Below are 26250 nucleotides of genomic sequence, written 5' to 3'. Positions count from 1 at the left end.
CTCGGTGTAGATCTCGGCCAGTTTCAGGGTGGTCAGCGAGGTGACTTCGCTTGGCTTGAAGATCATCGCGTTACCGGCAGCCAGGGCCGGTGCGGATTTCCACAGGGCGATCTGAATCGGGTAGTTCCACGCGCCGATACCGGCAACCACCCCCAATGGCTCGCGGCGGGTGTAGACAAACGAAGTGTCGCGCAGTGGGATCTGCTCGCCTTCGATGGCAGGCACCAGGCCGGCGTAGTATTCCAGTACGTCAGCACCGGTGACGATGTCGACGTACTTGGTTTCGGAGAAAGCTTTACCGGTGTCCAGGGTTTCCAGGGCGGCCAGCTCATCGTTGCGCTCGCGCAGGATGTCCACGGCACGACGCAGGATGCGCGAACGCTCCATGGCGGTCATGGCGGCCCAGATTTTCTGGCCTTTTTCAGCGCTGACCACGGCACGTTCAACGTCATCGAAGGTGGCGCGTTGCACTTGGGCGAGAACTTCACCGTTAGCCGGGTTGATGGCTTCGAAGGTGGCATCGCTGCCAGCGTCGCTGTAGCCGCCGTCAATGTAGAGTTTTTGCAGGTCGAAACGGGCCATAAAGTCCTCGCAAGTGCATAAGTGGTTGGCGTTACCCGCCGAACAGTGGGCCATGGGGGTGTGGCAACACTGAGCGGCGGACGTTCAGGGGTTGAGCGGTTATGTGTGCTCTAACTCACCTGCTTGGCCAATTGGAAATCCATGTATTCGTAAGCGATCCGTTGCGCCTGCTCCGTGTCGAAAGCGTCTCCCGACAGGGCGCCGCGCAACCACAAACCGTCGATCAGGGCCGCCAGGCCTCGGGCTGCTTTGCGTGCGTGCGGCAGCGGCAGCACTCGGCGGAACTGGCAGCACAGGTTGGAATACAGACGTTGATCGTTGATCCGCTGCAACCTGTGCAATGACGGGTGGTGCATGCTGGTGGCCCAGAAGGCCAGCCAGGTTTTCATTGCCGGGCCGCTGACCTGGCTGGCGTCGAAGTTGCCTTCGATGATCACCTGAAGGTGCGCCCGTGGGCTGTCATCCTTCAAGGCACGCCTGCGTTCTTGCACGTTCTCGATCAGCGCATTCATCAAGTAGCGCATCGTCGCTGCGATCAGGCCGTTCTTGTCCTGAAAGTAGTGGCTGATGATGCCGTTCGAGACGCCGGCCAGACGGGCGATCAGCGCAATGCTGGCATCTCCCATCCCGACCCGATCAATGGCCGTCAACGTGGCTTCGATCAACTGCTGGCGGCGTATGGGTTGCATACCGACCTTGGGCATGTAGCACCTCTCCTTAGGCCTGCCGATGGGCGATCCACGTCCGTCGGCTTGAGGGCCAGTCTATTTTGTTTTGATTGAACGTTCAATCAACAAAGAATAAGATCTGCGACAAATGGTCGCTGCCTACAGATGTTTCCTACCTGCGAGCTGCAACCTTCGACACCTGCAAAAACCCTTGAAACAGGCCACTTCAGAGCCTGATCACCGCCTTGGCGGGCTCAAGAATTTTGGGGTGTCTTTATAACACCCGTCCGTCGACTGCCGAAAAATCGATGTCCCGGGATAACCGTTGCCTTGTGTTTCTCTCTCGCACTGCCTGGAGCATCTGCGCCATGAGTTCTGCCTCTCTTATAAAGACCCCACCGGAAAAGGTTCGGGTCAACGGTTGGGTGTTCTACACCTCCACCGCGCTGATTTTATTGTTGACCGCCATTCTGATCGTCGCCCCGCAGGAGGCCGGGCGCCTGCTCGGCGTAGCACAGGCCTGGCTGTCGAAAAGCTTTGGCTGGTACTACATGGTGGTCATCGCTGCCTACCTGGTGTTTGTGGTCGGCCTGGCGTTTTCGTCCTATGGGAAACTTAAGCTGGGTGCGAAGGACGATACCCCAGACTTCAGCTACGGCGCCTGGGCCGGCATGTTGTTCTCGTCGGGTATCGGCATCTCGCTGTTGTATTTCGGTGCGTCCGAGCCGTTGGACCACTACTTCAACCCGCCCGAAGGCGCTGCCGCCAGCAATGGCGCGGCACGCCAGGCGCTGCAACTGACCTTCTTGCACTGGGGGCTGCACGGCTGGGCGATCTATGCGCTGGTGGGCCTGGCCGTGGCGTACTTTGCCTACCGCCACAACCAGCCGCTGGCCTTGCGTTCGGCGCTGTACCCGCTGGTGGGCGAGCGTTGGGTGAAGGGCGCCGCCGGCCATGCGGTAGACGGTTTCGGCATGTTCGTGACCCTGCTGGGTCTGGTGACCAACCTGGGGATCGGCTCGATGCAGGTGTCGTCGGGGCTGGAAAACCTGTTCGGCATGGAGCACAGCAACACCAACCTGCTGATCGTGATCATCGTGATGAGCACCGTGGCGACCATCGCTGCCGTGTCGGGTGTGGAAAACGGTATTCGCCGCCTCTCCAACCTCAACATCGTGCTGTTCAGCGGTTTGTTGATCTTTGTGCTGTTGTTCGGCCCTACCTTGCACCTGCTCAATGGCCTGGTGCAGAACACCGGTGATTACCTCAACGGTATCGTGCTCAAAACCTTCGACCTGTATGTGTACGAAGGCGACGGTGCCAAGACCGAACGCTGGATGGGCCTGTGGACCCTGTTCTACTGGGCCTGGTGGATTTCCTGGGCGCCATTTGTAGGCATGTTCATCGCGCGTATTTCCCGTGGGCGTACCGTGCGTGAACTGGTGGCTGGCGTATTGCTGATCCCGTTGGGCTTTACCCTGGCGTGGCTGTCGATCTTCGGCAACTCGGCCCTGGATTTGGTGTTGAACCATGGGGCCGTGGAGTTGGGCAAGACGGCGCTGGAGCAACCGTCCATGGCCATCTACCAACTGCTTGAGCATTACCCCGCGTCGAAAGTAGTGATCGGCGTGTCGATCTTCGTGGGCTTCGTGTTGTTCCTGACACCAGCGGATTCCGGCGCGGTGATGATGGCCAACCTTTCTTGCAAAGGCGGCAACGTGGATGAAGACGCGCCGCACTGGTTGCGTATCTTCTGGTCGGCGGTGATCACCCTGGTGACCATCGGCCTGCTGTTTGCCGGTAACTTCGAAGCCATGCAAACCATGGTGGTGCTGGCGGGGCTGCCGTTCTCGGTGGTGCTGGTGTTCTTTATGTTCGGTTTGCACAAGGCCATGCGCCAAGACGTGGCCATCGAACAGGAGCAGGCGCAATTGGCTGAACGCGGGCGTCGTGGTTTCAGCGAGCGTTTGAGCGCCCTGGACCTGCAACCGAGCCAGGCCACCGTGCAGCGCTTTATGGACAAACACGTAACGCCGGCGTTGGAAGAAGCTGCGACTGCGTTGCGTGATCAGGGCCTGGAAGTGCAGACCTTGCTGGGCAAATCCAAACGCTGCATCGGCGTGCGGATCGAGATGGACGAAGGCAACCCGTTTGTCTACGAAGTGAGCCTGGATGGCTACTCGGCGGCGCCGGCTGACCTGCCTGAAGAAGAGCGCACCCGTTACTACCGTGCCGAGGTGTACCTGCACAACGGGCCTCAGGAGTATGACCTGATGGGCTTCACCCAGGAGCAGATCACCCGGGATGTGCTCGATCAGTTTGAAAGCCATCGGCAGCTCCTTGGCCGGGTCTATAGCTGATAGTTGAGCTGGCGGCGCCTTCACTGGCGCCGCTGTTGCAAGCATTGAATGCGGTCGAATGTGGGAGCTGGCTTGCCTGCGATAGCTATGTTGGATTCACCCTTGCTATCGCAGGCAAGCCAGCTCCCACATTGACCGCATTCCTTTAGCAGTCAACCCAGGTTCTTGCCCAGCAGAGCGTGGTAGAGCTCACTGTCTCCCAAAATCCCCACCACTTTGTTGTTGTCGTGCAGCACCAGCTTGTTGCCTGTCTGGTAGCGAATCTGCAACGCATCGCGCATGCCGATGTTCGAGTCCACCAGGGTCGGTACGCGACCCAAGCCTTCCACGGCTTGCCCTGGCGCCCAGTTCTGCAGGTTCATCGTCACACCATTCTGGCGTGCGCCCCGGATGGTGTTGCCTTCCGCCAGGTCCAGCCAGGAGTCGCCACCCGGATCAAGGCACACCGAACCATTCACACGCGTGCAGTTATCCAGGGTGCGCATCAGGCTGCGCCCGCACAGCACGTTCAACGGGTTGGTATGGGCGACGAAGGTGCGCACATAGTCGTCCGCCGGGTTCAGCACGATCTCTTCCGGCACGCTGTACTGGATGATCTTGCCGTCTTTCATGATCGCGATACGGCTGCCGAGCTTGAGTGCTTCATCCAGGTCGTGGCTGACGAACACGATGGTCTTGCTCAATTTGCGTTGCAGTTCCAGTAGCTCATCTTGCAAGCCTTGGCGGATCAGCGGGTCGAGGGCCGAGAAGGGTTCGTCCATCAGCAGGATATCGGCGTCCATCGCCAGGGCGCGGGCCAGGCCGACGCGCTGCTGCATGCCACCGGACAACTCGTCGGGCTTCTTGTTGCGCCATTGGCTCAGGCCCACCAGTTCGAGTTTCTCGTCCACCAGTGTGCGTCGTTCTTTCTCTGGGCGGCCCTGCATTTCCAGGCCGAAGCTGATGTTCTCGCGCACCGTCAGCCAAGGCATCAGGGCGAACTTCTGGAACACCATGGCGATGCGTTTGGTGCGCATCATTTTCAGTTCGGCGGGGGTGCAGGAGGCGATGTCGATCTGACGCCCTTCATGCTCCACAAACAGCTGGCCACGACTGACGGTATTGAGGCCGTTGATGCAGCGCAGCAAGCTGGACTTGCCTGAGCCCGAGAGGCCCATCAGCACACAGATCTCGCCTTTCTCGATATCCAGGCTGGCGTTCTCGACGCCGACGATCTGCCCGGTCTTCTTCAGGATTTCGTTACGGCTCATGCCCTGGTCCAGCAGCTTGAGCGCTTCGCGTGGGTCTTTGGAAAAGATCACGTCGACTTTGTCGAATCGGATAATGCTCATGCATCACCCCCTACTTTAGCGTCGGGTTGTTTGCAGATACGGTCGAGCATGATGGCGAGCAACACAATGGCCAGGCCCGCTTCAAAGCCCAAGGCAATATCGGCGGTGTTGAGTGCGTTGACCACCGGCTTACCGAGGCCGTCGGCGCCTACCAGGGCCGCGATTACCACCATCGACAACGACAGCATGATGCATTGGGTAATGCCGGCGGCGATGCTCGGCATGGCGTGGGGCAGTTCAATGCGCGAGAGCAACTGGCGGCGCGAGCAGCCAAAGGCCTTGCCGGCGTCCATCAGCTCTTGCGGAACATCGCGGATACCCAGGTAGGTCAGGCGGATCGGCGCGGCAATCGCGAACACCACCGTGGAAATCAGCCCAGGCACCACACCCAGCCCGAAGAGGGTCAGGGTAGGGATGAGGTAGACGAAGGTCGGCACGGTCTGCATCAGATCGAGTACCGGCCGCATCATGGTGTAGAACATCGGTTTATGCGCGGCAACAATGCCCAGCGGCACACCGATGACCACGCAGACCAGGGTGGCGAACAGCACCTGGGCGAGGGTTTCCATGGTTTCCTGCCAGTACCCCAGGTTGAGGATCAGCAGGAAGGAGGCGATGACAAAAACAGTCAGTCCCCATTTACGTTGAATAAAGTGAGCCAGCAGCGCAATCAGACCGATCAATGCCAGTGGATTGAACCAGGTCAGCGCAAACGTCACGCCGTGGATCATCGTTTCCAGTGTCGATGCGATTGCGTCGAAGTAGTTGGCACCGTGTTGGGTCAACCAGTCGACGAAGGCAGCGATGTACTGGCCTAGTGGGATTTTCTGTTCAGTCAGCATGGTAGTGAATGTCCACATGCGAAGGGGAAAACATCCCAGGCCAGCGCACCGGCCTGGGGTCAGCGGGTGCTATTTGGCGAGGTAAGCTTTAACGGCATCGAGCCCTGGTTTGCCATCAACGGTGGTGACACCGGCGAGCCAGGTGTCGAGCACTTGCGGGTTCTTTTGCAGCCAGGCCTTGGCGGCAGCGTCGGCCTTCATCTTGTCGTCCAGGACGTTACCCATCAGGGTGCTTTCCATGTCGAGGGTGAACACCAGGTTCTTCAGCAACTGGCCGACGTTGCTGCATTCCTGGGTGTAGCCTTTGCGGGTGTTGGTATAGATGGTGGCCTGGCCGTAGTTGGGGCCGAACGAGTCGTCACCACCGGTCAGGTACTTCATCTTGAAGCGGGTGTTCATCGGGTGCGGTTCCCAGCCGAGGAACACGATGGCCTGGTTGCGCTTGGAAGCGCGTTCAACCTGAGAGAGCATGCCGGCTTCGCTGGATTCGACCACCTTGAAGCCGGCGGTTTTCAGGCCGAAGGCATCTTTGTCGATCAGTGTCTGGATGGTGCGGTTGCCATCGTTGCCCGGCTCGATGCCGTAGATCTTGCCGCCCAGCTCATCCTTGAATTTGGCGATGTCGGCGAAGTCTTTCAGGCCCTTGTCGTACAGCGCCTGTGGGACTGCCAGGGTGTACTTGGCGTTCTCCAGGTTGGCGCGCACGGTTTCCACGGTGCCGGCATCACGGTACTGCTTGATGTCGTTTTCCATGGTCGGCATCCAGTTGCCGAGGAAGATATCCATGTTCTTGCCGTCGGCCAGGGACTTGTAAGTCACCGGTACCGAAATCATCGTGGTGCGCGGCTTGTAGCCCAGGCCCTTGAGAATCTCGCTGGTGGTCGCGGTGGTGACGGTGATGTCGGTCCAGCCGACATCGGAGAAGTTGACGGTCTTGCACTGTTCCGGTTCTGCGGCGTATGCCACGACTGGCAGACTCAGCATGGCGGCCAACAACAACGAGGGTGAACCTTTCATGTGGGTAGACTCCTGTGTCTTTTCTGGCGGCATTCGCCGCGCTTTATAGGTGTTGCGGTTGGAGCGTGCGACAACAGCTCTGGCGCGGTGCCTTGCAAACGAGTCGAGACTGATCATGTACCAGTGAAAATCTGACGCCTACAGGGGGCGTCGTATCCAGTACAGGGAGGGTCGCATCCAGTACCGATGACGTCGCTTACAGGTTTTTCCGAAGGTAAAACTGCTGTTTTTACCCTTCTGCACCGCAAAAAACGGCCAAAACTGGCGTTCGCACGCGAGCGCCGCTGGTGAGCATGAGTGCGTCGGTGTGAGACGCCGTGATGACGAATAAAAGCTTGATGATGCCGCCATCTGGGCGATCTGAGCGTAGCACCTCGTTCAAGCCCGGCCCGTGCTTATCGAGGAGTTTCACGTTAATGGCTATCAGCGTTTTCGACCTGTTCAAGATCGGCATCGGGCCTTCGAGTTCGCACACCGTGGGGCCCATGCGCGCCGCCGCGTTGTTCGTTCAAGGATTGCGTGAACGTGGGTGGCTGGAACAGGTGCAGCGTGTCGAAGTGCAACTGTACGGCTCGCTGTCGGCCACCGGCATCGGTCACGGCAGCGACACCGCCACCATCATGGGCCTGATGGGCGAATGGCCGGACGCAATCGACCCCACGCAAATCGGCGCCCGTATTCACACCTTGCGCGAAACCGACACGCTGCTGCTGGACGGGCGGTTGCCGGTGCCGTTTGTGTGGGCGCGGGACATGCGTCTGCTCGACGAGAACCTGCCGTTTCATCCCAATGCCATGACCCTGGTGGTATTTGCCGAAAACGGCGAGTTGCACCGCGACACCTATTACTCGGTGGGCGGCGGTTTCGTGGTGGATGAAGCCCAGGCCCAAAGCGGTGTGGCGGATATGGACCGCACCGAGCTGCCCTATGACTTTTCCAGTGCCGTGGAGCTCTTGCAACTGTGCAAGACCCACAACCTGCGCGTTGCCGAACTGATGCTGGCGAATGAAAAAACCTGGCGCAGCGAAGAAGAAATCCGCAGCGGCCTGATGAAGCTCTGGCGCGCCATGCAAGAATGCGTGGAGCAGGGCCTCAAGCACGAGGGTATTCTGCCTGGCGGCTTGAACGTGCGCCGTCGCGCCGCCAAGTTGCACCGCAGCTTGCAGGAGCTGAACAAGCCGAATGTGATCGGCTCGACCTTGAGCGCCATGGAATGGGTCAACCTGTTCGCCCTGGCGGTCAACGAAGAAAACGCCGCCGGTGGGCGCATGGTCACGGCGCCTACCAATGGCGCGGCGGGGATCATCCCGGCGGTGTTGCACTACTTTATGAAGTTCAGTGAAGAAGTCACCGAAGCCAACGTGGTCGACTACCTGCTCGGCGCGGCGGCAGTGGGCATCCTGTGTAAAAAGAACGCCTCGATCTCCGGTGCCGAAGTCGGTTGCCAGGGCGAGGTCGGTTCTGCGTGCGCGATGGCCGCGGCCGGGTTGGCGGAGATCCTCGGCGCCACGCCGGAGCAACTGTGCAACGCCGCTGAAATCGGTTTGGAACATAACCTTGGCCTGACCTGCGACCCAGTGGGCGGTTTGGTGCAAGTGCCGTGTATCGAGCGCAATGCGATCGCGGCGGTGAAGGCGATCAACGCGGCGCAAATGGCGTTGCGTGGCGATGGCCAGCACTTCATCTCGTTGGACCGGGTGATCCGCACCATGCGTGATACGGGGGCCGATATGCATGACAAGTACAAAGAGACATCGCGGGGTGGGTTGGCGGTGAGTGCGGTTGAATGTTGAGTCAGTGACATGATCGTTCCCACGCTCCGCGTGGGAATGCCGCCCCGGACGCTCCGCGTCCCAGGGGTGACGCAGAGCGTCACAGGATGCATGCCCACGCAGAGCGTGGGAACGAGCTGAATGGCTGTAGTGCTGACATAATTGCTCACAAAGTGAACACCCCGGCCAAAATCGCCACCTTTTAGCGCGTCGCAAATAGATAAGTAGCTTCCGAACGATTCCTACACGATCACACGCCTGATGTGCTTTGGGTGACAGACTTCTCCTACGCCCGCAAAGCGCCTTCCCACAAGTGCTACCGATCTGCTCACACCCCTTGAACCCCGCCCGTTAGGCGTCATATCCCGCACTTCACGCGCGGGCTTGTATAGACGCGTCAACAGGTCGTTTTCAGGAGTTCTTGAATAGCCATTCAATTTTAGGCATGGCATTTGCTCTATCAATTACAAAGCCTCTCCTTTCCAGGACGAGCGCAATAACAAGAGCCTCGCCTGAGGCCACCACCTGCTTTGTGTGATGTGAGGAGATACTGCGATGACGTCGACCAACTCCGGGGCCCAACCCCAGAACCGTGCGCCTCAATCCATCGGCTTTTTGCTGCTGGACAATTTCACGCTGATTTCCCTGGCGTCAGCCGTGGAGCCACTGCGCATGGCCAACCAGCTGTCCGGCCGCGAGCTGTATCGCTGGACAACCCTGAGTGTCGACGGCAACCAGGTGTGGGCCAGCGATGGCCTGCAAATCACCCCCGACGCCTCCATGCACAAAGCCCCCGTCCTGGACACGGTCATCGTGTGCGGCGGCGTGGGCATCCAGCGTACCGTCACCCGTGAACATGTGTCGTGGCTGCAAAGCCAGGCGCGCCAGTCTCGCCGCCTTGGCGCGGTGTGCACCGGCAGCTGGGCCCTGGCCTGCGCCGGCTTGCTCGACGGCTTTGATTGCAGCGTGCACTGGGAATGCCTGGCGTCGATGCAGGAAGCCTTCCCGCGGGTGGCCATGAGCACGCGCCTGTTCACCCTCGACCGCAACCGCTTCACCAGCTCCGGCGGCACCGCACCCCTGGACATGATGTTGCACCTGATCAGCCGTGACCACGGCCGTGAATTGTCGGCCGCCATCTCCGAGATGTTCGTGTACGAACGCATCCGCAACGAACAGGATCACCAGCGTGTGCCGCTCAAGCACATGCTCGGCACCAACCAGCCGAAACTGCAGGAAATCGTCGCGCTGATGGAAGCCAACCTCGAAGAGCCGATCGACCTGGACGAACTGGCGGTGTATGTCGCCGTGTCGCGCCGGCAGTTGGAGCGGCTGTTCCAGAAATACCTGCACTGCTCGCCGTCGCGCTACTACCTCAAGCTGCGCCTGATCCGTGCACGGCAACTGCTCAAGCAGACGCCGATGTCGATCATCGAAGTTGCCTCGGTGTGCGGGTTTGTGTCTACGCCGCACTTTTCCAAGTGCTATCGCGAGTACTTTGGCATTCCGCCACGGGATGAGCGCGTAGGTTCCAACACCACCCAGCAAGTGGCGATGATGCCGATTCCGCCGGCACTGGTGTTGTCCCCATTGTCGGGGCCGATGTCGGCGTTGAGCCAGGCGCGCAATGAGTCGACCTTTGCCAGTGTAAGGCTCTAAAAACCGAGCCGTGTGCATCGCAGGCAAGCCAGCTCCCACCTTGGAATGCGTTCCCCTGTGGGAGCTGGCTTGCCTGCGATAGCGGTATTTCAGGCGCCAGAGCTTTGTTTGAACTGCATCAGCGCCGGCAACAATTGCTGGTCGATCGCCTGCCTCACCGCCGGCAAAATCGTCGCGCTGCCGCTGTACATCTTTTCAACCATGCCCTTGAGCGCCTTGGCCCGCGCTTCACTCAACCCGCGCACCGCACATTCGCAAGCCTGCTCGGCGGTAGCGCCGCTGGACACTTCAAAACCCAGCGAGCGCAGTTGGCCCAGCAGGTCATCCTGGTCAATCAAATCCGCGTGCATCATGACGGTCATCCTGGTGTAGGGAGCGGGAATTGACTTGGATTCTGGTAGGCCCCAGGACTGGCGGCAAGGGCAGAATCCACCGATGGCTCGTATGGCTATGAACAGGTCGTTTTCGGGGTACTTGACCTGACCCGTAACGGGCACACTGAACCCAGGCACGCAGCTTGAAGGTTTGGTCACCCTCGACATGCACGGCTCACACAAAGCACTCTGCCCCGATCCCGTCACGGCTGGATCGGGGCTTTTTTTTGCGCGGGCAGCCCGATCACCCGGCCGAGCAGGGCAGGCCGGGGTAGATCGGCGTGTTCCTGGCTCAGGGCAATGAGTTTTTCCAGGGTCGCGCCGGCAAACGGCGCCGACTGCGGCCCGGCCAGATCGACATGCAGCAGCATCTGTTCGTTACCGGCCAACTCGCGCTCTTCGCCCACAAGGTGCAGGCTGTGATAGAGGTGCAGGCGCTTGGCGTCATGGGCGATCAGTTGGGTATGCACCTCAACCTCGGCCCCGAGCTTCACCTCATGCAGGTAGTTCAGGTGCAGCTCCAGGGTGAACAGCGAGTGGCCACTGGCTTCGCGGTTTTCGCTGTCCAGCCCCAGGGTGTCCATCAGCGCATCGGTGGCGTAGCTGAAGATCAGCAGATAGAACGCGTCACGCAGATGGCCGTTGTAGTCGACCCAGTCGGGCAGGATGTTCGTGGTGTAGGTGGTCAGTGCGGGCATGGCATGAATCCAATTCAGTATGCGGTCAAATGTGGGAGCTGGCTTGCCTGCGATAGCAATGGTGAGGCCAACACCGCCATCGCAGGCAAGCCAGCTTCCACAGGGTTATTCGGCGAAGTTCATGCCGTGCTTGGCCTTGGTTGTTTTTACGGCTTCCAGCACCGCCAGCAGACAGTCATCACGATAGCGCTCCAGCGCCGAGATGCTGTGGTTACCTAACTGCTCCGCGGTGCCATCGACCACATCATCAATCAGTTTTTCAGTCAATTCTGGCGCCGGCAGGTAAGTCCACGGCAACTGCAACGCCGGGCCGAACTGCGCCATGAAGTGGCGCATGCCCGCATCGCCGCCCGCCAGGGTGTAAGTGAGGAAAGTACCCATGAACGACCAGCGCAACCCGGCACCAAAACGAATGGCATCGTCGATTTCGCCGGTGGTCGCCACGCCGTCATTGACCAGGTGCAGCGCCTCTCTCCACAGCGCTTCCAGCAGGCGGTCGGCAATAAACCCCGGCACTTCCTTGCGCACATGCAGCGGGCGCATGCCGAGGGATTCATACACCTTGATCGCTGCCTGGATCGCCTCTGGCGCGGTGTTTTTGCCGCCCACCACTTCTACCAGTGGCAACAGGTAGACCGGGTTGAAGGGGTGGCCGACCACGCAGCGTTCCGGGTGGGTGGAGCTTTCATAGAATTCGCTGGGCAATAGCCCTGAGGTGCTGGAACCGATCAATACGTTCGGCTTGGCCGCGGCGCTGATCTGGCTGTGCAATTGCAGCTTCAGCTCCAGGCGTTCCGGGGCGCTTTCCTGGATGAAGTCCGCGTCTTTCACGCATTCTTCGATGGTGGTGACAAAGCGCAGGCGGTCTTGGGAGGCACCGGGCGCCAGGCCCTGTTGTTCAAGGGCAGTCCAGGCGTTGGCGACGCGTTTGCGCAGGGCTGCCTCGGCACCGGGCGCGGGGTCCCAGGCGACTACATCCAGGCCATGGGCAAGGGCACGGGACACCCAGCCGCTGCCGATGACGCCGCTGCCCAACGCGGCGAAGGTTTTGATGTCGGTGATAAAGCGCATGGCATATTCCTAAAGTGTTCGATGATCCTTTGTGGGAGCCGGGCTTGCCCGCGATGGCGGCATTGCAGGCTACAAAGATGTGGCGGATTTACTGGCCTCATCGCGGGCAACCCCGGCTCCCACAGGAGTGGTGGTGTCTGTGTTAGCCGCGTTGGGTCAGGCCCATCTTGATGCGGCCTTCGGCTGGGGTCAGGACTCTTGCGCCTAACCGGCTGAGAATTTCACTGGCACGCTCCACCAACTGCCCATTGGTGGCGAGCACGCCCTTGTCCAGCCACAGGTTGTCCTCCAGGCCCACCCGTACGTTGCCCCCCAACAGCACCGCTTGCGCGGCCATTGGCATTTGCATGCGACCAATCCCGAAGCCAGCCCACACCGCGTCGGCGGGCAGGTTGTCGACCATGGCTTTCATGGTGGTGGTATCGGCCGGCGCGCCCCAGGGAATGCCCAGGCACAGTTGGAACAGCGGGTTATCCAGCAACCCTTCCTTGATCATCTGCTTGGCGAACCACAGGTGGCCGGTGTCGAAAATTTCCAGCTCGGCCTTTACGCCCAGTTCCTGGATACGTTTGGCGCCGGCACGCAGCTGCGCCGGGGTGGACACGTAAATGGTGTCGCCATCGCCGAAGTTCAGCGTGCCGCAGTCCAGGGTGCAGATTTCCGGCAGCAGTTCTTCAACGTGGGCCAGGCGGGTCAGCGGGCCCACCAGGTCGGTATTGGGCCCGAACTCCATGGGATTCTCGCCGCCACCGATCTCCAGGTCCCCCCCCATGCCGGCGGTGAGGTTGACGATGATGTCGATGTCGGCCTCGCGGATGCGCTCCATCACTTCACGGTACAGGGCCACATCGCGGCTGAACTTGCCGGTCTGCGGGTCGCGTACATGACAATGCACCACGGTGGCACCGGCCTTGGCGGCTTCCACCGCAGCGGCGGCGATTTGTTTGGGGGTGACCGGCACGTGTGGGCTTCTGGCGGTCGTGTCGCCAGCACCGGTGAGTGCGCAGGTGATGATGACGTCGTGGTTCATGAGGCGGTTCCTTACAGGCGTGTGATTTCAAGGCGCAGGGCGCCGTTCGCAACCGTCATGGGCTGCGAAGCGGTGATCTGGATGGGTTATTTGGTGGTCAATTGCAGGTTGGCGGCAGCCGGCTTGCCGTCGAAGGTGGTCACACCCTCCAGCCAGCGCGCCTGGTCTTGTGGGTGGTCTTTGAGCCACTGTTTGGCGGACTCGATGGCGTCCTTGTGATCCAGCAGCGGCTGCATCATCCGGCTCTCGTCGGCGGCAGTGAACGTCAGGTTGGTCAGCAACTTATGCACATTGGGGCACTGGTCGGCGTAGGCCGGCGCGGTCACGGTCCATACGGTGGCCATGCCTTCGTTCGGGCCCAGGGCGTCTTCGCTGCCGGTGAGGTAAGTCATCGCCACATTGACGTTCATCGGGTGCGGCGCCCAACCAAAGAACACCACGGCTTCCTTGCGGCGCACGGCACGGTCCACGGCCGCCAACATGCCGGCTTCGCTGGACTCCACCAACTGGAACTTGCCCAGGCCGAACTGGTTCTTGGCGATCATCGCCTTGATCTGCGTATTGGCGCCCGAGCCCGGCTCGATGCCATAAATCTTGCCGCCCAGCTCTTTCTCGAACCTGGCGATATCGGCAAAGGTTTTCAGGCCCTTATCCGCCAGATAAGTCGGCACTGCGAGGGTGGCGCGGGCGTCTTCCAGGCTGGCTTTGTCGAGGACTTTGACTTGCTTGGCGTCGACTAACGGCGTGATGGTCTGGGTCATCAGCGGGTTCCAATAACCGAGAAACAGGTCCAGGCGCTGGTCGCGAATGCCGGCAAAGATGATTTGCTGAGAGGCGCTGGTTTGTTTGGTCTTGTAGCCGAGGCCATCGAGCAGCACCTGGGCCATGGCGCTGGTGGCGATGACGTCGGTCCAGTTGACCACGCCCATGCGCACGTTCTGGCAAGCAGGGGCATCCGCTGCCATGACAGGGGTGCTCAAAATAGCGCTGGCGCTGAGTGCAAGTACGCAGCGGCTGATCAGTCGGTTCATGGGTGGAGCCCTCGGCAGGTCGTTATTGTGGGTGCCGGCGTCTTGGTGCGCCGTGGGATCACGTTACGCAGCTTGGCGCCCCGCAAAGCGCACGGCGGCGACCCGCTCTTGCACTGCAGCGACCTGGGCTCTTGAATGGCCGGTTGAACTGGCGTATCACAGTGACCACGCTGCCCGTCCGACGAGAGCGCCACCATGTCCCAGGATGTCTATTTCTTGCTGATGCCGGGTTTCTCGGCCCTCGGTTTTATCTCCGCGCTGGAACCGTTGCGCGTGGCCAACCGCTTTCGCGGCGAGCTGTACCGCTGGCACATTTTGAGTGCTGATGGCGGCGCGGTGCTGGCGAGCAACGGCATGTCGGTCAACGCCGACGCCGCGCTTGAGCTATTGAAAAAAGGCGCGACTTTACTGGTGGTGGCTGGCTTCGAACCCCTGCAGTTCGCCACGCCCGCCCTGGAGCATTGGCTGCGCCGCCTCGACCATGAGGGTGTGACCCTCGGCGCCATCGACACCGGTGCCTGCGTGCTGGCTGAGGCTGGCCTGCTTGACGGCCACCGCCTGACCTTGCACTGGGAAGCCATCGACGCCTTCAAGGAAGCCTATCCGCACCTGAGCGTGACCCAGGAACTGTTCGAAATCGACCGGCGCCGCATCACCTGCGCCGGCGGCACGGCCTCCATCGACCTGATGCTCGACCTCATCGCCCAGGCCCACGGCCCGGAGCTGGCTATCCAGGTTTCCGAGCAATTCGTACTAAGCCGCATCCGCCCGCGCAAAGACCACCAGCGCATGCAGATCGCCACGCGCTACGGCATCAACAACAAGAAACTGGTGCACGTGATCGGCGAAATGGAACAGCACACCGAACCGCCCCTGAGCACCTTGGCCCTGGCCGAAACGATCAAGGTCACACGACGCCAACTGGAGCGGCTGTTTCGCCTGCACCTGAACGATACGCCCAGTAATTTCTACCTGGGCCTGCGCCTGGAAAAAGCCCGCAAACTGCTGCGCCAGAGCGACATGAGCGTGCTGGAAGTGAGTATTGCGTGCGGGTTTGAGTCACCGTCGTATTTCACCAGGAGCTATCGCGCAAGGTTTGCCAAATGCCCGCGGGAGGATCGGCGACGGGAGGCGATTTGAGCGTTGGTGCAGATTCAAGGTGGGAGTTGGCTTGCCTGCGATGGCGGCGGGTCAGCACCGCATAGGCCAACTGATACATCGCAATCGCAGGCAAGCCAGCTCCCACATTGGTAAGTAGTGTGGTGTCAGGAAATGCATGTGGTGGCGTGGGAATATTCTTGTTTTGCAACGCTGCACGCGATTACCGGAAAAGGACTGCTAACGTCCAAATGGTTTCTTACGTAACCATAAGAGGTTGGCATGCTGAAAAAACTAATCACTCTGATCGCACTCGCGTCCACCCCGGTATGGGCAGCCCAGGCGCCCGCGCCATTCACCGGCGCCGATTACAGCGGCCGTTATGAATGTAATGGCCAGGACAAACATATCGGCCACTTCAAAGGCGTTGTCGAGATGAAACTTGACGCCACGCAAAGCACTGGCAAGTACGCCGCCTACACCTTCACCCTGACCCTGGAAGACAAGTCCCGCTATGAAGGCATGGCCGCCGGCACCTCGGATACGCTGGGCATCTACTTCGCTCACACCGACCCGGCCTTGAAGGACTTTGGCGTGGGCGTAGCGCAAGTGACACCGACCCCGGAAGGCAAAGTCTCCTTCGTTAAATACTATTACGGCCCTGAGTACGAAGGCGGCGGGCACGGCTTGGAGCACTGCGTCAAAAGCTGATGTGCGGTTATTTCTTCATCAGACATGAGCACGCGGTCTTATAGGCCTCGTGCTGATACTTGTTGAGCGTCGCTGGCAGATCAAAGGTGTGCTTTTTGTATTGCGCATTGATGGTCTGCGGCGACAGCAGCGTCACCTCAACCCCCTCCAGCAATTGAAACACCCCTTCAATCTTGAACGTCGTCGGGCCACCGGCAAACTCACCTTTCTTGCTGCGTTTCTTGATGGCAATACGCGTGATGCCATTGGCCTGCACAAACGCTTTCACCTGTGCGGCAAAGGCTTTGACGTTGGCCGCTTCGTCGTCATCGTCGAGGGCGATTTTCTTGGTCGCCAGGGCGACGTGGGTCAGCGCCTGGTTGTCCAGGGAGGCGACAGCGATGATGGCTTCGCTGCCTTTGATTTCGATGCCGCAAATAATCATGGCGTTGCCTTGAGCAGGAAAAGAGGGCACGGATGGTAACAGGCTCGGTTCGTTCAAGAGGAGCTGACCATCCGTCGGAGGCAGTGCTGATACTGTCAGATCTGACAGTAGATCCTGATGGGTTCCCCAACTAGATTCGCAGCAGGGGCTGGCACGCGGTCCCATTTTTTTGCGACGAGGGAGGCGGGCAATGAATATTCGCAAGGAAATTCGAAAACTGAGCGGGCCTGAACGGCTAGCGTTTACCAATACGCTGTTGGCCCTTAAGGGTAATGGCGGATACGACAAGTATGTGCATTGGCATCACGCAGTGATGGTACCTACCGTTCACCCTGATGAACCCCAAGATCCCGACTATCGTAATGGCGCCCACTTGGGGCCGGCTTTTTTACCCTGGCATCGTGAAATGTTGTTGCAGTTGGAAGCCGACCTTCAGACCATCACGCCCGGCATCACGCTGCCTTACTGGGATTGGACATTGGACGCGGCAGACCCGACGAATTCGCCGGTGTGGGAGCAAAGCCTGCTGGGGGGTGACGGTGACGCTGCCGATGAATTCAGGGTGCAGGATGGACCCTTCGCGTACCGATACGGCAATTGGCCGGTGCCTGCCTATCCGGAAGATGGGCTGCCGGGGGCGGGGTTGAAGCGCCAGTTCTCACGTTTGGTCAACTCGCTGCCGACGGCTGCGGACTTGCAGATGGCAATGAATGAAGGGCTGTATGACGAGCCGAACTACACGTCGAGTCCGTTCAATAGAGGCTTTAGAAACCGACTCGAAGGCTGGATCACTCAGAAGGGCGACCCGCAAGTCACCACCCCTGGTTCTCAATTGCACAACCGCGTCCATTTATGGATTGGCGGCAACATGCTGGCGATGACCTCGCCCGAAGATCCAGTATTTTTTCTGCATCATTGTTTCATCGACAAAATCTGGGCCGACTGGCAGGCGCAAATGATGCTGGATAAGCCCGCACTGGCGCCTCATTACTGCCCGATGCAGGATGGCCCCACCGGGCATAATTACGATGATGTGATCAAACCCTGGACTCGTCGTATCCGTGAGGTGATGGATATCACCGCGCTGGGGTATGCCTACGAGCCAGCCTCACCCTTGACCAAAAGGCCGTTCAAGTCACCTTTCATGGCTTGAGCGTGGCGCAGCCCTTTGCGCGGCCTGGTCGCGTGAAGGGTGCTTACTCCTGCCCAATCGACTCCAAAAACTCCGACCGTTCATCACTCATCCGCGCCAGGCAGTCGTTGTGCGCAATCGCGTAGGCCTTGGTGCCGGTCACTGCCGGGAAGGTGTCCACTGCACAATCGGCATCCCGCAGTTTCTCCCATTTTTGCTGGGCATCCTTCAGACGGGCGGTAATGTCCGCCAGTTTGGTCTTATCGCTGCCGTAGGTCGAACCCATGCGCTCCAGCAACCCCTCATAGTTATCTTTGAGCAATTGCTCGGCAGTGGTTTTGTTGTAGGTGGCGCATTCCAGGGTTTGCTGGTCGTTCTCGATGCCGTCGCACGGCGTGCTGTCGGTGTCTTCGGCCGCGTGGGCGGTGGTTGCGATGAGTGCCAAAGCCAGGAAAATCGATTTCATTGCGCCGTCTCATATCAGGTGATGAGGAATTCTGGCTCAAGCGTAAGACAAAGAACAGCCAACCGTGGGGCCTGTCTTCGCAGCCTTTGTCGTGGATTGACGCTTTCGGCAATTCCCCTGTCGTTTTTGCACCCGGCTCCGTCGGTGCCTGGGCATATGCTGGCCCCAAAGCGCCGGCAGACGATTCGGCGCATGAATCGCCAATAAGGGGACGCCTGATGAGCCCAGCCGAGTTGCACGCCGACAGCATCGTTATCGACGGTCTGATTATTGCCAAGTGGAACCGCGACCTGTTCGAAGACATGCGCAAAGGTGGCCTCACCGCCGCCAATTGCACGGTGTCGGTGTGGGAAGGCTTCCAGGCCACGATCAATAACATCGTTGCCAGCCAGACCCTGATCCGCGAAAACAGCGACCTGGTGATCCCGGTGAAAACCACCGCCGACATCCGCCGCGCCAAGGAGCTGGGCAAGACTGGCATCATCTTCGGCTTCCAGAATGCCCATGCCTTTGAGGACCAGCTCGGCTATGTCGAGATCTTCAAGCAGCTCGGCGTGGGCGTGGTGCAGATGTGCTACAACACCCAGAACCTGGTGGGCACCGGTTGCTACGAGCGCGATGGCGGCCTGTCGGGTTTCGGGCGTGAGATCGTCGGCGAGATGAACCGCGTCGGCATCATGTGCGACCTGTCCCACGTGGGCTCCAAGACCAGCGAAGAGGTCATCCTCGAATCGAAAAAGCCGGTGTGCTACTCCCACTGTCTGCCGTCCGGGCTTAAAGAGCACCCGCGCAACAAGTCCGATGAAGAGCTGAAGTTCATCGCCGACCATGGCGGATTTGTCGGTGTGACCATGTTCGCGCCGTTTTTGGCCAAGGGCATCGACTCGACTATCGACGACTATGCCGAAGCCATCGAATACACCATGAACATCGTCGGCGAAGACGCCATCGGCATCGGCACCGACTTCACCCAGGGCCATGGCCAGGATTTCTTCGAAATGCTCACCCATGACAAGGGCTACGCCCGCCGCCTGACCAGCTTCGGCAAGATCATCAACCCGCTGGGCATCCGCACCGTGGGTGAGTTCCCCAACCTCACCGAGACCCTGCTCAAGCGCGGCCACAGCGAGCGCGTGGTGCGCAAGATCATGGGCGAGAACTGGGTCAACGTGCTCAAGGACGTCTGGGGCGAATAAGCCACTGCTCGCTTAATCCTTCACCCGCCGCCATCCGTGCGGCGGGCATCAAAACGAATTTTCTGGAGTTGAGTTTCCATGGCCAAGATCGCCCCGCAATTGCCAATTGAAGTCGACAGCGAAACCGGTGTCTGGACCTCCGACGCCCTGCCGATGCTGTACGTGCCACGCCATTTCTTCGTCAACAACCATATGGGCATCGAAGAAGTGCTGGGCGCGGACGCCTACGCCGAGATCCTCTACAAGGCCGGCTACAAATCCGCCTGGCACTGGTGCGAAAAAGAAGCTGAATGCCACGGCCTGGAAGGCGTCGCGGTGTTCGAGCATTACATGAAACGCCTGTCGCAACGCGGCTGGGGCCTGTTCAAGATCCAGGACATCGACCTGGATAAAGGCACCGCCAGCGTCAAGCTGGAACACTCGGCATTCGTCTATGTGTACGGCAAGGTCGGCCGCAAGGTGGACTACATGTTCACCGGCTGGTTTGCCGGCGCCATGGACCAGATCCTGCAAGCGCGTGGCAGCAACATCCGCACCGTCGCCGAACAAGTCTACGGAGGCTCCGAAGAGGGCCACGATGACGGCTTGTTCACCGTCAAGCCGTTGTAAGCCGAGGACCGTGCCATGGCTTTCGAAGCAATGTTCCAGCCGATTCAGATCGGCAAACTGACCATCCGCAACCGAGTGCTCAGTACCGCTCACGCCGAGGTGTATGCCACCGACGGCGGCATGACCACCGACCGCTATGTGAAGTATTACGAAGAGAAAGCCAAGGGCGGTATTGGCCTGGCGATCTGCGGCGGCTCCTCGGTGGTGGCCATCGACAGCCCGCAGGAGTGGTGGGCGTCGGTGAACCTGTCTACCGACCGCATCATCCCGCACTTCCAGAACCTGGCCGATGCCATGCACAAGCATGGCGCCAAGATCATGATCCAGATTACCCACATGGGCCGACGCTCGCGTTGGGACGGCTTCAACTGGCCAACCCTGATGTCGCCGTCCGGCGTGCGTGAACCGGTACACCGTGCCACCTGCAAGACCATCGAGCCGGAAGAGATCTGGCGCGTGATCGGCAACTACGCCCAGGCCGCGCGCCGGGCCAAAGCCGGTGGCCTGGACGGGGTGGAATTGTCGGCCGTGCACCAGCACATGATCGACCAGTTCTGGAGCCCGCGGGTCAACAAGCGTACCGATGAATGGGGCGGCAGCTTCGAGGGCCGCATGAAGTTCGGCCTGGAAGTGTTGAAGGCCGTGCGTGCCGAAGTGGGGGATGACTTCTGTGTGGGCATGCGCCTGTGCGGTGACGAGTTCCACCCGGACGGCTTGTCCCACGAGGACATGAAGCAAATCGCCAAGTACTACGATGACACCGGCATGCTCGATTTCATCGGCGTGGTGGGCTCGGGTTGCGACACCCACAACACCCTGGCCAACGTCATCCCGAACATGAGCTACCCGCCGGAGCCATTCCTGCACCTGGCGGCCGGCATCAAGGAAGTGGTCAAGGTTCCGGTGCTGCACGCGCAGAACATCAAGGACCCGAACCAGGCCACGCGCATTCTGGAAGGCGGCTATGTGGACATGGTCGGCATGACCCGTGCGCACATCGCCGACCCGCACCTGATCGCCAAGATCAAGATGGGCCAGATCGACCAGATCAAGCAGTGCGTGGGCGCCAACTACTGCATCGACCGCCAGTACCAGGGCCTGGATGTGTTGTGCATCCAGAACGCTGCGACCTCCCGTGAATACATGGGCGTGCCGCACATCATCGAGAAGTCCACCGGGCCCAAGCGCAAGGTGGTTGTGGTGGGGGCCGGCCCGGCCGGGATGGAAGCCGCGCGCGTGGCGGCTGAACGTGGCCACGACGTGACGCTGTTCGAGAAAAAGGAGTTTATCGGCGGGCAAATCACCACGGCATCGAAAGCGCCGCAGCGTGACCAGATCGCCGGTATCACCCGTTGGTATCAACTGGAGCTGGCGCGTTTGAAAGTCGACCTGCGCCTGGGTGTCGCAGCCGATGCCGAGACCATCCTGGACGTGCGTCCGGACGTGGTGGTGCTGGCGGTGGGTGGGCATCCGTTCATCGAGCAGAACGAACACTGGGGCGCCGCCGAAGGCTTGGTGGTGAGCAGTTGGGACGTGCTCGACGGCAAGGTGCTGCCTGGCAAGAACGTGCTGGTGTACGACACTATCTGCGAATTCACCGGGATGTCGGTGGCCGACTTCCTGGCCGACAAAGGCAGCCAGGTGGAAATCGTCACCGACGACATCAAGCCGGGCGTGGCGATCGGCGGAACATCGTTCCCCACGTACTACCGCAGCATGTACCCCAAGGAAGTGATCATGACCGGCGACATGATGCTGGAAAAGGTCTACCGCGAGGGCGACAAGCTGGTGGCTGTGCTGGAGAACGAATACACCGGCGCCAAAGAGGAGCGGGTGGTCGACCAGGTGGTGGTGGAGAACGGCGTGCGCCCGGACGAGGCCATTTACTACGGGCTCAAGGAAGGCTCACGCAACAAGGGCCAGATCGACGTTGAAGCCTTGTTTGCGATCAAGCCGCAGCCCTGCTTGAGCGAAGCGGGCGAGGGGTACTTGCTGTTCCGCATTGGTGACTGTGTGGCCCAGCGCAATACCCACGCCGCCATCTATGACGCCCTGCGCTTGTGCAAGGATTTCTGACGCACCTGATCGTTCCCACGCTCTGCGTGGGAATGCCGCCCTGGACGCTCCGCGTCTGCTTTTAAGGTCGTGACGCAGAGCGTCACAGGATGCATGCCCACGCAGAGCGTGGGAACGATCTTAGTGGGAGCTTCACCATGCTGAATACCCTTCTTCCCATCCTGCTTTTTGCCGCCCTGGGCCTCGCCGTCCTCGGCGCTTTGCGCCGGGCGAACATGTGGCGTCGTGGCCGCGCATCCAAAGTCGACCTGCTGGGCGGCCTTTTGGCCATGCCCAAGCGCTACATGGTCGACCTGCACCACGTGGTCGCCCGTGACAAATACATCGCCAACACCCACGTTGCGACGGCGCTGGGCTTTGTGCTGTCGGCGTTGCTGGCGATTGCGGTGCACGGTTTCGGCCTGCAGAGCCGCATTCTTGGCTATGCACTGCTGCTGGCGTCGACATTGATGTTTGTAGGCGCGATCTTCATGTACCTGCGCCGCCGCAATCCGCCTGCGCGCCTGTCCAAAGGCCCGTGGATGCGCCTGCCGAAAAGCCTGATGGCCTTCTCGGTGAGCTTCTTCCTGGTGACCTTGCCGGTGGCCGGGATTCTGCCCGCCGACTTCGGCGGCTGGTTGCTCGCGGCATTGCTGAGCGTGGGCGTGTTGTGGGGCGTGTCCGAAATGTTTTTCGGCATGACCTGGGGCGGGCCGATGAAACACGCCTTCGCCGGTGCCCTGCACCTGGCCTGGCACCGCCGCGCCGAACGCTTTGGCGGTGGCCGCTCCACCGGGTTGAAACCGTTGGACCTGAGCGATAAAACCGCGCCGCTGGGCGTGGAAAAACCCAAGGACTTCACCTGGAACCAACTGCTCGGCTTCGACGCCTGCGTGCAGTGCGGCAAGTGCGAAGCGGCGTGCCCGGCGTTTGCCGCCGGCCAGCCACTGAACCCGAAAAAACTCATCCAGGACATGGTGGTCGGCCTGGCCGGTGGCACCGATGCCAAGTTCGCCGGCAGCCCGTACCCCGGCAAACCGGTGGGCGAACACGGCGGCAACCCGCACCAGCCGATCGTCAACGGCCTAGTGGACGCCGAGACCCTGTGGTCGTGCACCACCTGCCGCGCCTGCGTGGAAGAGTGCCCGATGATGATCGAGCACGTGGACGCCATCGTCGACATGCGTCGCCACCTCACCCTGGAAAAAGGCGCTACGCCGAACAAGGGCGCCGAAGTCCTGGAAAACCTGATCGCCACCGACAACCCTGGCGGCTTTGCCCCCGGTGGTCGCCTGAACTGGGCGGCAGACCTGAACCTGCCGCTGCTCAGCGACAATGGCAGTTGCGATGTACTGTTCTGGGTCGGCGATGGCGCCTTCGACATGCGTAACCAACGTACCCTGCGCGCCTTCGTAAAAGTACTCAAGGCCGCCAAGGTCGACTTCGCCGTGCTTGGCCTGGAAGAACGCGACAGCGGTGACGTGGCGCGCCGCCTCGGCGATGAAGCGACATTCCAGCTGCTGGCCACGCGCAATATCCAGACCCTGGCCAAGTACAGCTTCAAGCGCATCGTCACCTGCGACCCACACAGCTTCCATGTGCTGAAAAACGAATACGGTGCCTTCAACGGCAACTACCGGGTGCAGCACCACAGCACCTTCATGGCCGAGCTGATCGGCGAGGGCGCGCTGAACCTGGGCCAGCATAAAGGCAACAGCGTGACCTACCACGACCCGTGCTACCTGGGCCGCTACAACGGTGAATACGAGGCGCCGCGCCAAGTGCTGCGGGCGCTGGGTATCGAGGTCAAGGAAATGCAACGCTCGGGCTTCCGGTCGCGCTGCTGCGGTGGCGGGGGCGGCGCGCCGATCACCGACATTCCCGGCAAGCAACGTATCCCCGATATGCGCATGGACGACATCCGCGAGACCGGTGCCGAACTGGTGGCCGTGGGTTGCCCGCAATGCACCGCGATGCTCGAAGGCGTGGTCGAACCGCGCCCGTTGATCAAGGACATCGCCGAGCTGGTAGCCGACGCGCTGCTTGAAGACGCCGCGCCAGCCAAAGCCCCCCTCAAGCGTGAACCTGCGGAGGTGCACTGATGAGCGACATTATCCGCCGCGACCCACGGGCCGAATGGATCGCCCGTAACCGCCTGCACCCGTTGCACGCGGCGATGCAGCCGCTGCAACACAGCTGGATGGGGCCCAACGGCGTCATTCGCAAAAACGTGCATGGTGTCAGTTTTATCGGCCCCAACGGCATCAAGCGCATCGACCGCAGCGGTGCCCAGCAGGGCAGCGCGGCCAAGCGCACCGCGGCAGTGGAAGTGCAATTGCCGCTGCATCAGGTGCCGGCCCCGGCGTTCTACATCAACGTGGTACCGGACATGGTCGGTGGCCGCCTGAGCAGCCACGACCGTGACCTGCTTGGTCTGGCGCGCCAGTTGGCCGGTAGTGACGGCGCGGTGTTGGCGGTGGTGTTCGGTGAACACAAGGAAAGCGCCTTTGCCACGGCGGGCGTCGACCGTCTGCTGGTGCTGGATGGGCATGAGTTCGAGGGTTATGCACCGGAGCAACGCGTGCAGGGCCTGCGCGCTGTGGATAACCAATTCAGCCCGCGCCACTGGTTGCTGCCGGACAGCCGCAGCGGGGGGGGCGAACTGGGGCGACGCTTTGCCGCCAGCCTCAAGGAACGCCCGGCAACGCGGGTGTGGCAGATCAAGGGTGAGGAATGCATCGGCCGTGCCGGTGCCGGCCAGGAAGACCTGGCGCGGCCGTTGCCACGTCTGATTCTTGCCGCCGTGGAATGTGCCGATCCGGTCAGTGAAACTCGCCACGAAGTCTTGCCCGTGGAGTTATCCACAAGCCTGGCGCGCAGTTTGCCGCGTATCGAAGACTTGGGTGCGGTGGCGGTCGACCCGGCAGCGATTCCAATGGCCGAGGCAGAGTTTATTTTCTCCGGTGGCAACGGCGTGAAGGACTGGGCGTTGTTCCACCAGACTGCCGCGGCCCTGGGCGCCACCGAAGGCGCCTCGCGGGTGGCAGTGGACGATGGCTTTATGGCGCGTGATCGCCAGGTCGGCGCCAGCGGTACCTGGGTCACCGCGCGGGTCTACGTGGCCGTGGGCATTTCCGGGGCGATCCAGCACCTGCAAGGCATCGGTGCCTGCGACAAGGTGGTGGCGATCAACCTCGACCCGGGTTGCGACATGATCAAGCGTGCCGACCTGTCGGTGATCGGTGAAAGCGCCGCGATACTCAAAGCTTTGATCGCAGCGGTCGAAACCTACCGCAACGGCGCCAAGCGCGATGCAGCCTGAGGATATGACCATGACGAACACTGTATTCAGCCTGGTGTCCATCGGTGCTCACCCCACCTCCGGGCGTCCACGCCGCGCCGAGCAGGACGCGCGCGCGGTCGAGCTGGGGCTGCAACTGGCTGGGGATAAGTTGCAGGTGCTGCACGCGGGTAATGTCAGCGAGCCGACCCTGCGCAGCTACCTGGGCATGGGCCTGCCGCAACTGCAGGTACTGGAACAGCCGGCCGGCTCGGATGCCTTGCCGGTGCTCAGTGAGTATCTGCGCGACGCCGGTGCCCAAGTGGTACTCACTGGAAGCCAGGCAGAAACCGGCGAAGGTTCGGGAATGCTGCCGTTCCTGTTGGCCGAACAACTGGGCTGGCCGCTGATTGTGGGGCTGGCGCAGGTGGAGTCCATCGACGCCGGCGTCGCCCTGGTGCTGCAGGCGCTGCCTCGCGGCCAGCGGCGGCGCTTGAAGGTGCGCCTGCCGTTTCTCGCCACTGTGGATAACGCCGCGCCCAAGCCACGCCAGAGCGCATACGGCCCGGCGCAACGGGGTGAGCTGGCCGCCCATGACGTCGAGATTGAACACGACGAGTTATTCACAGGCGCACTGTTGCAACCGGCCAAGCCACGGCCCAAGCGCCTCAAGGTGATCAAGGCCAAGAGCGGCGCCGATCGCATGAAAGCTGCCACAGCCAAGGCCAGTGGCGGCGGTGGGCAGGTGCTCAAGGGCGTCAGCGCCGAAGAGGGCGCGCAGGCAATTCTCAAGCTTCTTGTAGAAGAGGGCGTCGTACGCTGATCCCTGACCACCATCAAACTT

At 60.8% G+C, this 26250-nt stretch carries 24 protein-coding genes; 12 read left to right on the top strand and 12 right to left on the bottom strand.

Annotated features, from left to right (window positions below; genetic code table 11):
* A partial coding sequence (locus tag E1K68_RS27990; protein WP_244858836.1) for an aldehyde dehydrogenase family protein occupies window positions 1-582 on the bottom strand: 582 nt, incomplete at its 3' end.
* Window positions 583-692: 110 nt separating this feature from the next.
* Window positions 693-1286: a transcriptional regulator BetI gene (gene betI / locus E1K68_RS25595; RefSeq protein ID WP_212614808.1), complete on the bottom strand. Its 594-nt coding sequence runs from the start codon at window positions 1284-1286 to the stop codon at window positions 693-695.
* A gap of 389 nt (window positions 1287-1675) precedes the next feature.
* On the opposite strand from betI, the gene E1K68_RS25590 reads away from it, so the two are divergent.
* Window positions 1676-3610 carry a BCCT family transporter gene (locus tag E1K68_RS25590; protein WP_236202536.1) on the top strand — a complete coding sequence of 645 codons (1935 nt, stop codon included), beginning with the start codon at window positions 1676-1678 and terminating at the stop codon, window positions 3608-3610.
* A gap of 152 nt (window positions 3611-3762) precedes the next feature.
* On the opposite strand, the gene choV is transcribed toward E1K68_RS25590, so the two are convergent.
* The 3 genes from choV to E1K68_RS25575 form a co-directional block, all read right to left on the bottom strand.
* Window positions 3763-4941, bottom strand: a complete 1179-nt coding sequence (choV, locus tag E1K68_RS25585) for a choline ABC transporter ATP-binding protein (protein WP_003194915.1) — start codon at window positions 4939-4941, stop codon at window positions 3763-3765.
* Window positions 4938-5783 (bottom strand): choline ABC transporter permease subunit, encoded by an 846-nt coding sequence (choW, locus tag E1K68_RS25580; protein WP_003194913.1) that lies wholly within the window; start codon window positions 5781-5783, stop codon window positions 4938-4940. The genes choV and choW overlap by 4 nt, the downstream gene beginning before the upstream one ends.
* Before the next feature lie 69 nt (window positions 5784-5852).
* Window positions 5853-6800: a choline ABC transporter substrate-binding protein gene (locus E1K68_RS25575; RefSeq protein WP_003194911.1), complete on the bottom strand. Its 948-nt coding sequence runs from the start codon at window positions 6798-6800 to the stop codon at window positions 5853-5855.
* Between the two features lie 416 nt (window positions 6801-7216).
* On the opposite strand from E1K68_RS25575, the gene E1K68_RS25570 reads away from it, so the two are divergent.
* The gene (locus E1K68_RS25570; protein ID WP_003194909.1) at window positions 7217-8593 is read left to right on the top strand and encodes an L-serine ammonia-lyase; all 1377 of its coding nucleotides are present in this window, start codon (window positions 7217-7219) and stop codon (window positions 8591-8593) included.
* A gap of 534 nt (window positions 8594-9127) precedes the next feature.
* Complete coding sequence (locus tag E1K68_RS25565; protein WP_003194907.1) at window positions 9128-10231, top strand: GlxA family transcriptional regulator; 1104 nt, start codon at window positions 9128-9130, stop codon at window positions 10229-10231.
* An 89-nt stretch (window positions 10232-10320) separates the two neighbouring features.
* Here the strand turns inward: E1K68_RS25565 and E1K68_RS25560 are convergent, their stop codons facing one another.
* The 5 genes from E1K68_RS25560 to choX form a co-directional block, all read right to left on the bottom strand.
* A complete protein-coding gene (locus E1K68_RS25560; protein ID WP_003194904.1) occupies window positions 10321-10584 on the bottom strand; it encodes a hypothetical protein in 264 nt (87 codons plus the stop codon).
* 224 nt (window positions 10585-10808) lie between these two features.
* Window positions 10809-11303 (bottom strand): thioesterase family protein, encoded by a 495-nt coding sequence (locus E1K68_RS25555; protein ID WP_034133947.1) that lies wholly within the window; start codon window positions 11301-11303, stop codon window positions 10809-10811.
* A gap of 105 nt (window positions 11304-11408) precedes the next feature.
* Complete coding sequence (locus tag E1K68_RS25550; RefSeq protein ID WP_094773895.1) at window positions 11409-12374, bottom strand: L-carnitine dehydrogenase; 966 nt, start codon at window positions 12372-12374, stop codon at window positions 11409-11411.
* A gap of 142 nt (window positions 12375-12516) precedes the next feature.
* Entirely contained in the window at window positions 12517-13404 is an 888-nt protein-coding gene (locus E1K68_RS25545) for a 3-keto-5-aminohexanoate cleavage protein (protein ID WP_044271833.1), read from the bottom strand.
* An 86-nt stretch (window positions 13405-13490) separates the two neighbouring features.
* Entirely contained in the window at window positions 13491-14435 is a 945-nt protein-coding gene (gene choX / locus E1K68_RS25540; protein WP_212614806.1) for a choline ABC transporter substrate-binding protein, read from the bottom strand.
* Window positions 14436-14630: 195 nt separating this feature from the next.
* On the opposite strand from choX, the gene E1K68_RS25535 reads away from it, so the two are divergent.
* Both E1K68_RS25535 and E1K68_RS25530 read left to right on the top strand, forming a co-directional pair.
* On the top strand, window positions 14631-15575 hold the full coding sequence (locus tag E1K68_RS25535) for a GlxA family transcriptional regulator (protein ID WP_094773893.1): 945 nt from the start codon (window positions 14631-14633) through the stop codon (window positions 15573-15575).
* A gap of 240 nt (window positions 15576-15815) precedes the next feature.
* On the top strand, window positions 15816-16244 hold the full coding sequence (locus E1K68_RS25530; RefSeq protein WP_003194891.1) for a hypothetical protein: 429 nt from the start codon (window positions 15816-15818) through the stop codon (window positions 16242-16244).
* A gap of 7 nt (window positions 16245-16251) precedes the next feature.
* On the opposite strand, the gene E1K68_RS25525 is transcribed toward E1K68_RS25530, so the two are convergent.
* Entirely contained in the window at window positions 16252-16668 is a 417-nt protein-coding gene (locus E1K68_RS25525; protein ID WP_094773892.1) for a DUF3010 family protein, read from the bottom strand.
* 190 nt (window positions 16669-16858) lie between these two features.
* Between E1K68_RS25525 and E1K68_RS25520 the strand changes: the two genes are divergently transcribed.
* On the top strand, window positions 16859-17821 hold the full coding sequence (locus E1K68_RS25520) for a tyrosinase family protein (RefSeq protein WP_169855700.1): 963 nt from the start codon (window positions 16859-16861) through the stop codon (window positions 17819-17821).
* A gap of 43 nt (window positions 17822-17864) precedes the next feature.
* Here E1K68_RS25520 and E1K68_RS25515 read toward each other — a convergent pair whose 3' ends face one another.
* Window positions 17865-18266 carry a lysozyme inhibitor LprI family protein gene (locus E1K68_RS25515; protein WP_003194882.1) on the bottom strand — a complete coding sequence of 134 codons (402 nt, stop codon included), beginning with the start codon at window positions 18264-18266 and terminating at the stop codon, window positions 17865-17867.
* Between the two features lie 218 nt (window positions 18267-18484).
* On the opposite strand from E1K68_RS25515, the gene E1K68_RS25510 reads away from it, so the two are divergent.
* The 6 genes from E1K68_RS25510 (at window position 18485) to E1K68_RS25485 (ending at window position 26229) form a co-directional block, all read left to right on the top strand.
* The gene (locus E1K68_RS25510) at window positions 18485-19462 is read left to right on the top strand and encodes a dipeptidase (RefSeq protein ID WP_003176573.1); all 978 of its coding nucleotides are present in this window, start codon (window positions 18485-18487) and stop codon (window positions 19460-19462) included.
* Between the two features lie 78 nt (window positions 19463-19540).
* The gene (locus E1K68_RS25505) at window positions 19541-20071 is read left to right on the top strand and encodes a DUF5943 domain-containing protein (RefSeq protein ID WP_003194877.1); all 531 of its coding nucleotides are present in this window, start codon (window positions 19541-19543) and stop codon (window positions 20069-20071) included.
* A 15-nt stretch (window positions 20072-20086) separates the two neighbouring features.
* Window positions 20087-22147 (top strand): dimethylglycine demethylation protein DgcA, encoded by a 2061-nt coding sequence (gene dgcA, locus E1K68_RS25500; RefSeq protein WP_003194876.1) that lies wholly within the window; start codon window positions 20087-20089, stop codon window positions 22145-22147.
* Between the two features lie 137 nt (window positions 22148-22284).
* Window positions 22285-24228 carry a dimethylglycine demethylation protein DgcB gene (dgcB, locus tag E1K68_RS25495; RefSeq protein WP_120247532.1) on the top strand — a complete coding sequence of 648 codons (1944 nt, stop codon included), beginning with the start codon at window positions 22285-22287 and terminating at the stop codon, window positions 24226-24228.
* Window positions 24228-25448, top strand: a complete 1221-nt coding sequence (locus E1K68_RS25490) for an electron transfer flavoprotein subunit alpha/FixB family protein (RefSeq protein WP_212614805.1) — start codon at window positions 24228-24230, stop codon at window positions 25446-25448. Before dgcB ends, E1K68_RS25490 begins: the two co-directional genes overlap by 1 nt.
* Before the next feature lie 10 nt (window positions 25449-25458).
* Entirely contained in the window at window positions 25459-26229 is a 771-nt protein-coding gene (locus tag E1K68_RS25485) for an electron transfer flavoprotein subunit beta (protein ID WP_094773958.1), read from the top strand.
* The last annotated feature ends 21 nt before the right edge of the window (window positions 26230-26250 follow it).

The sequence above is a fragment of the Pseudomonas sp. B2021 genome, assembly GCF_018135665.1.
GTDB lineage: Bacteria > Pseudomonadota > Gammaproteobacteria > Pseudomonadales > Pseudomonadaceae > Aquipseudomonas > Aquipseudomonas lactis.
This window is presented reverse-complemented; position numbering and strand designations above follow the sequence as displayed.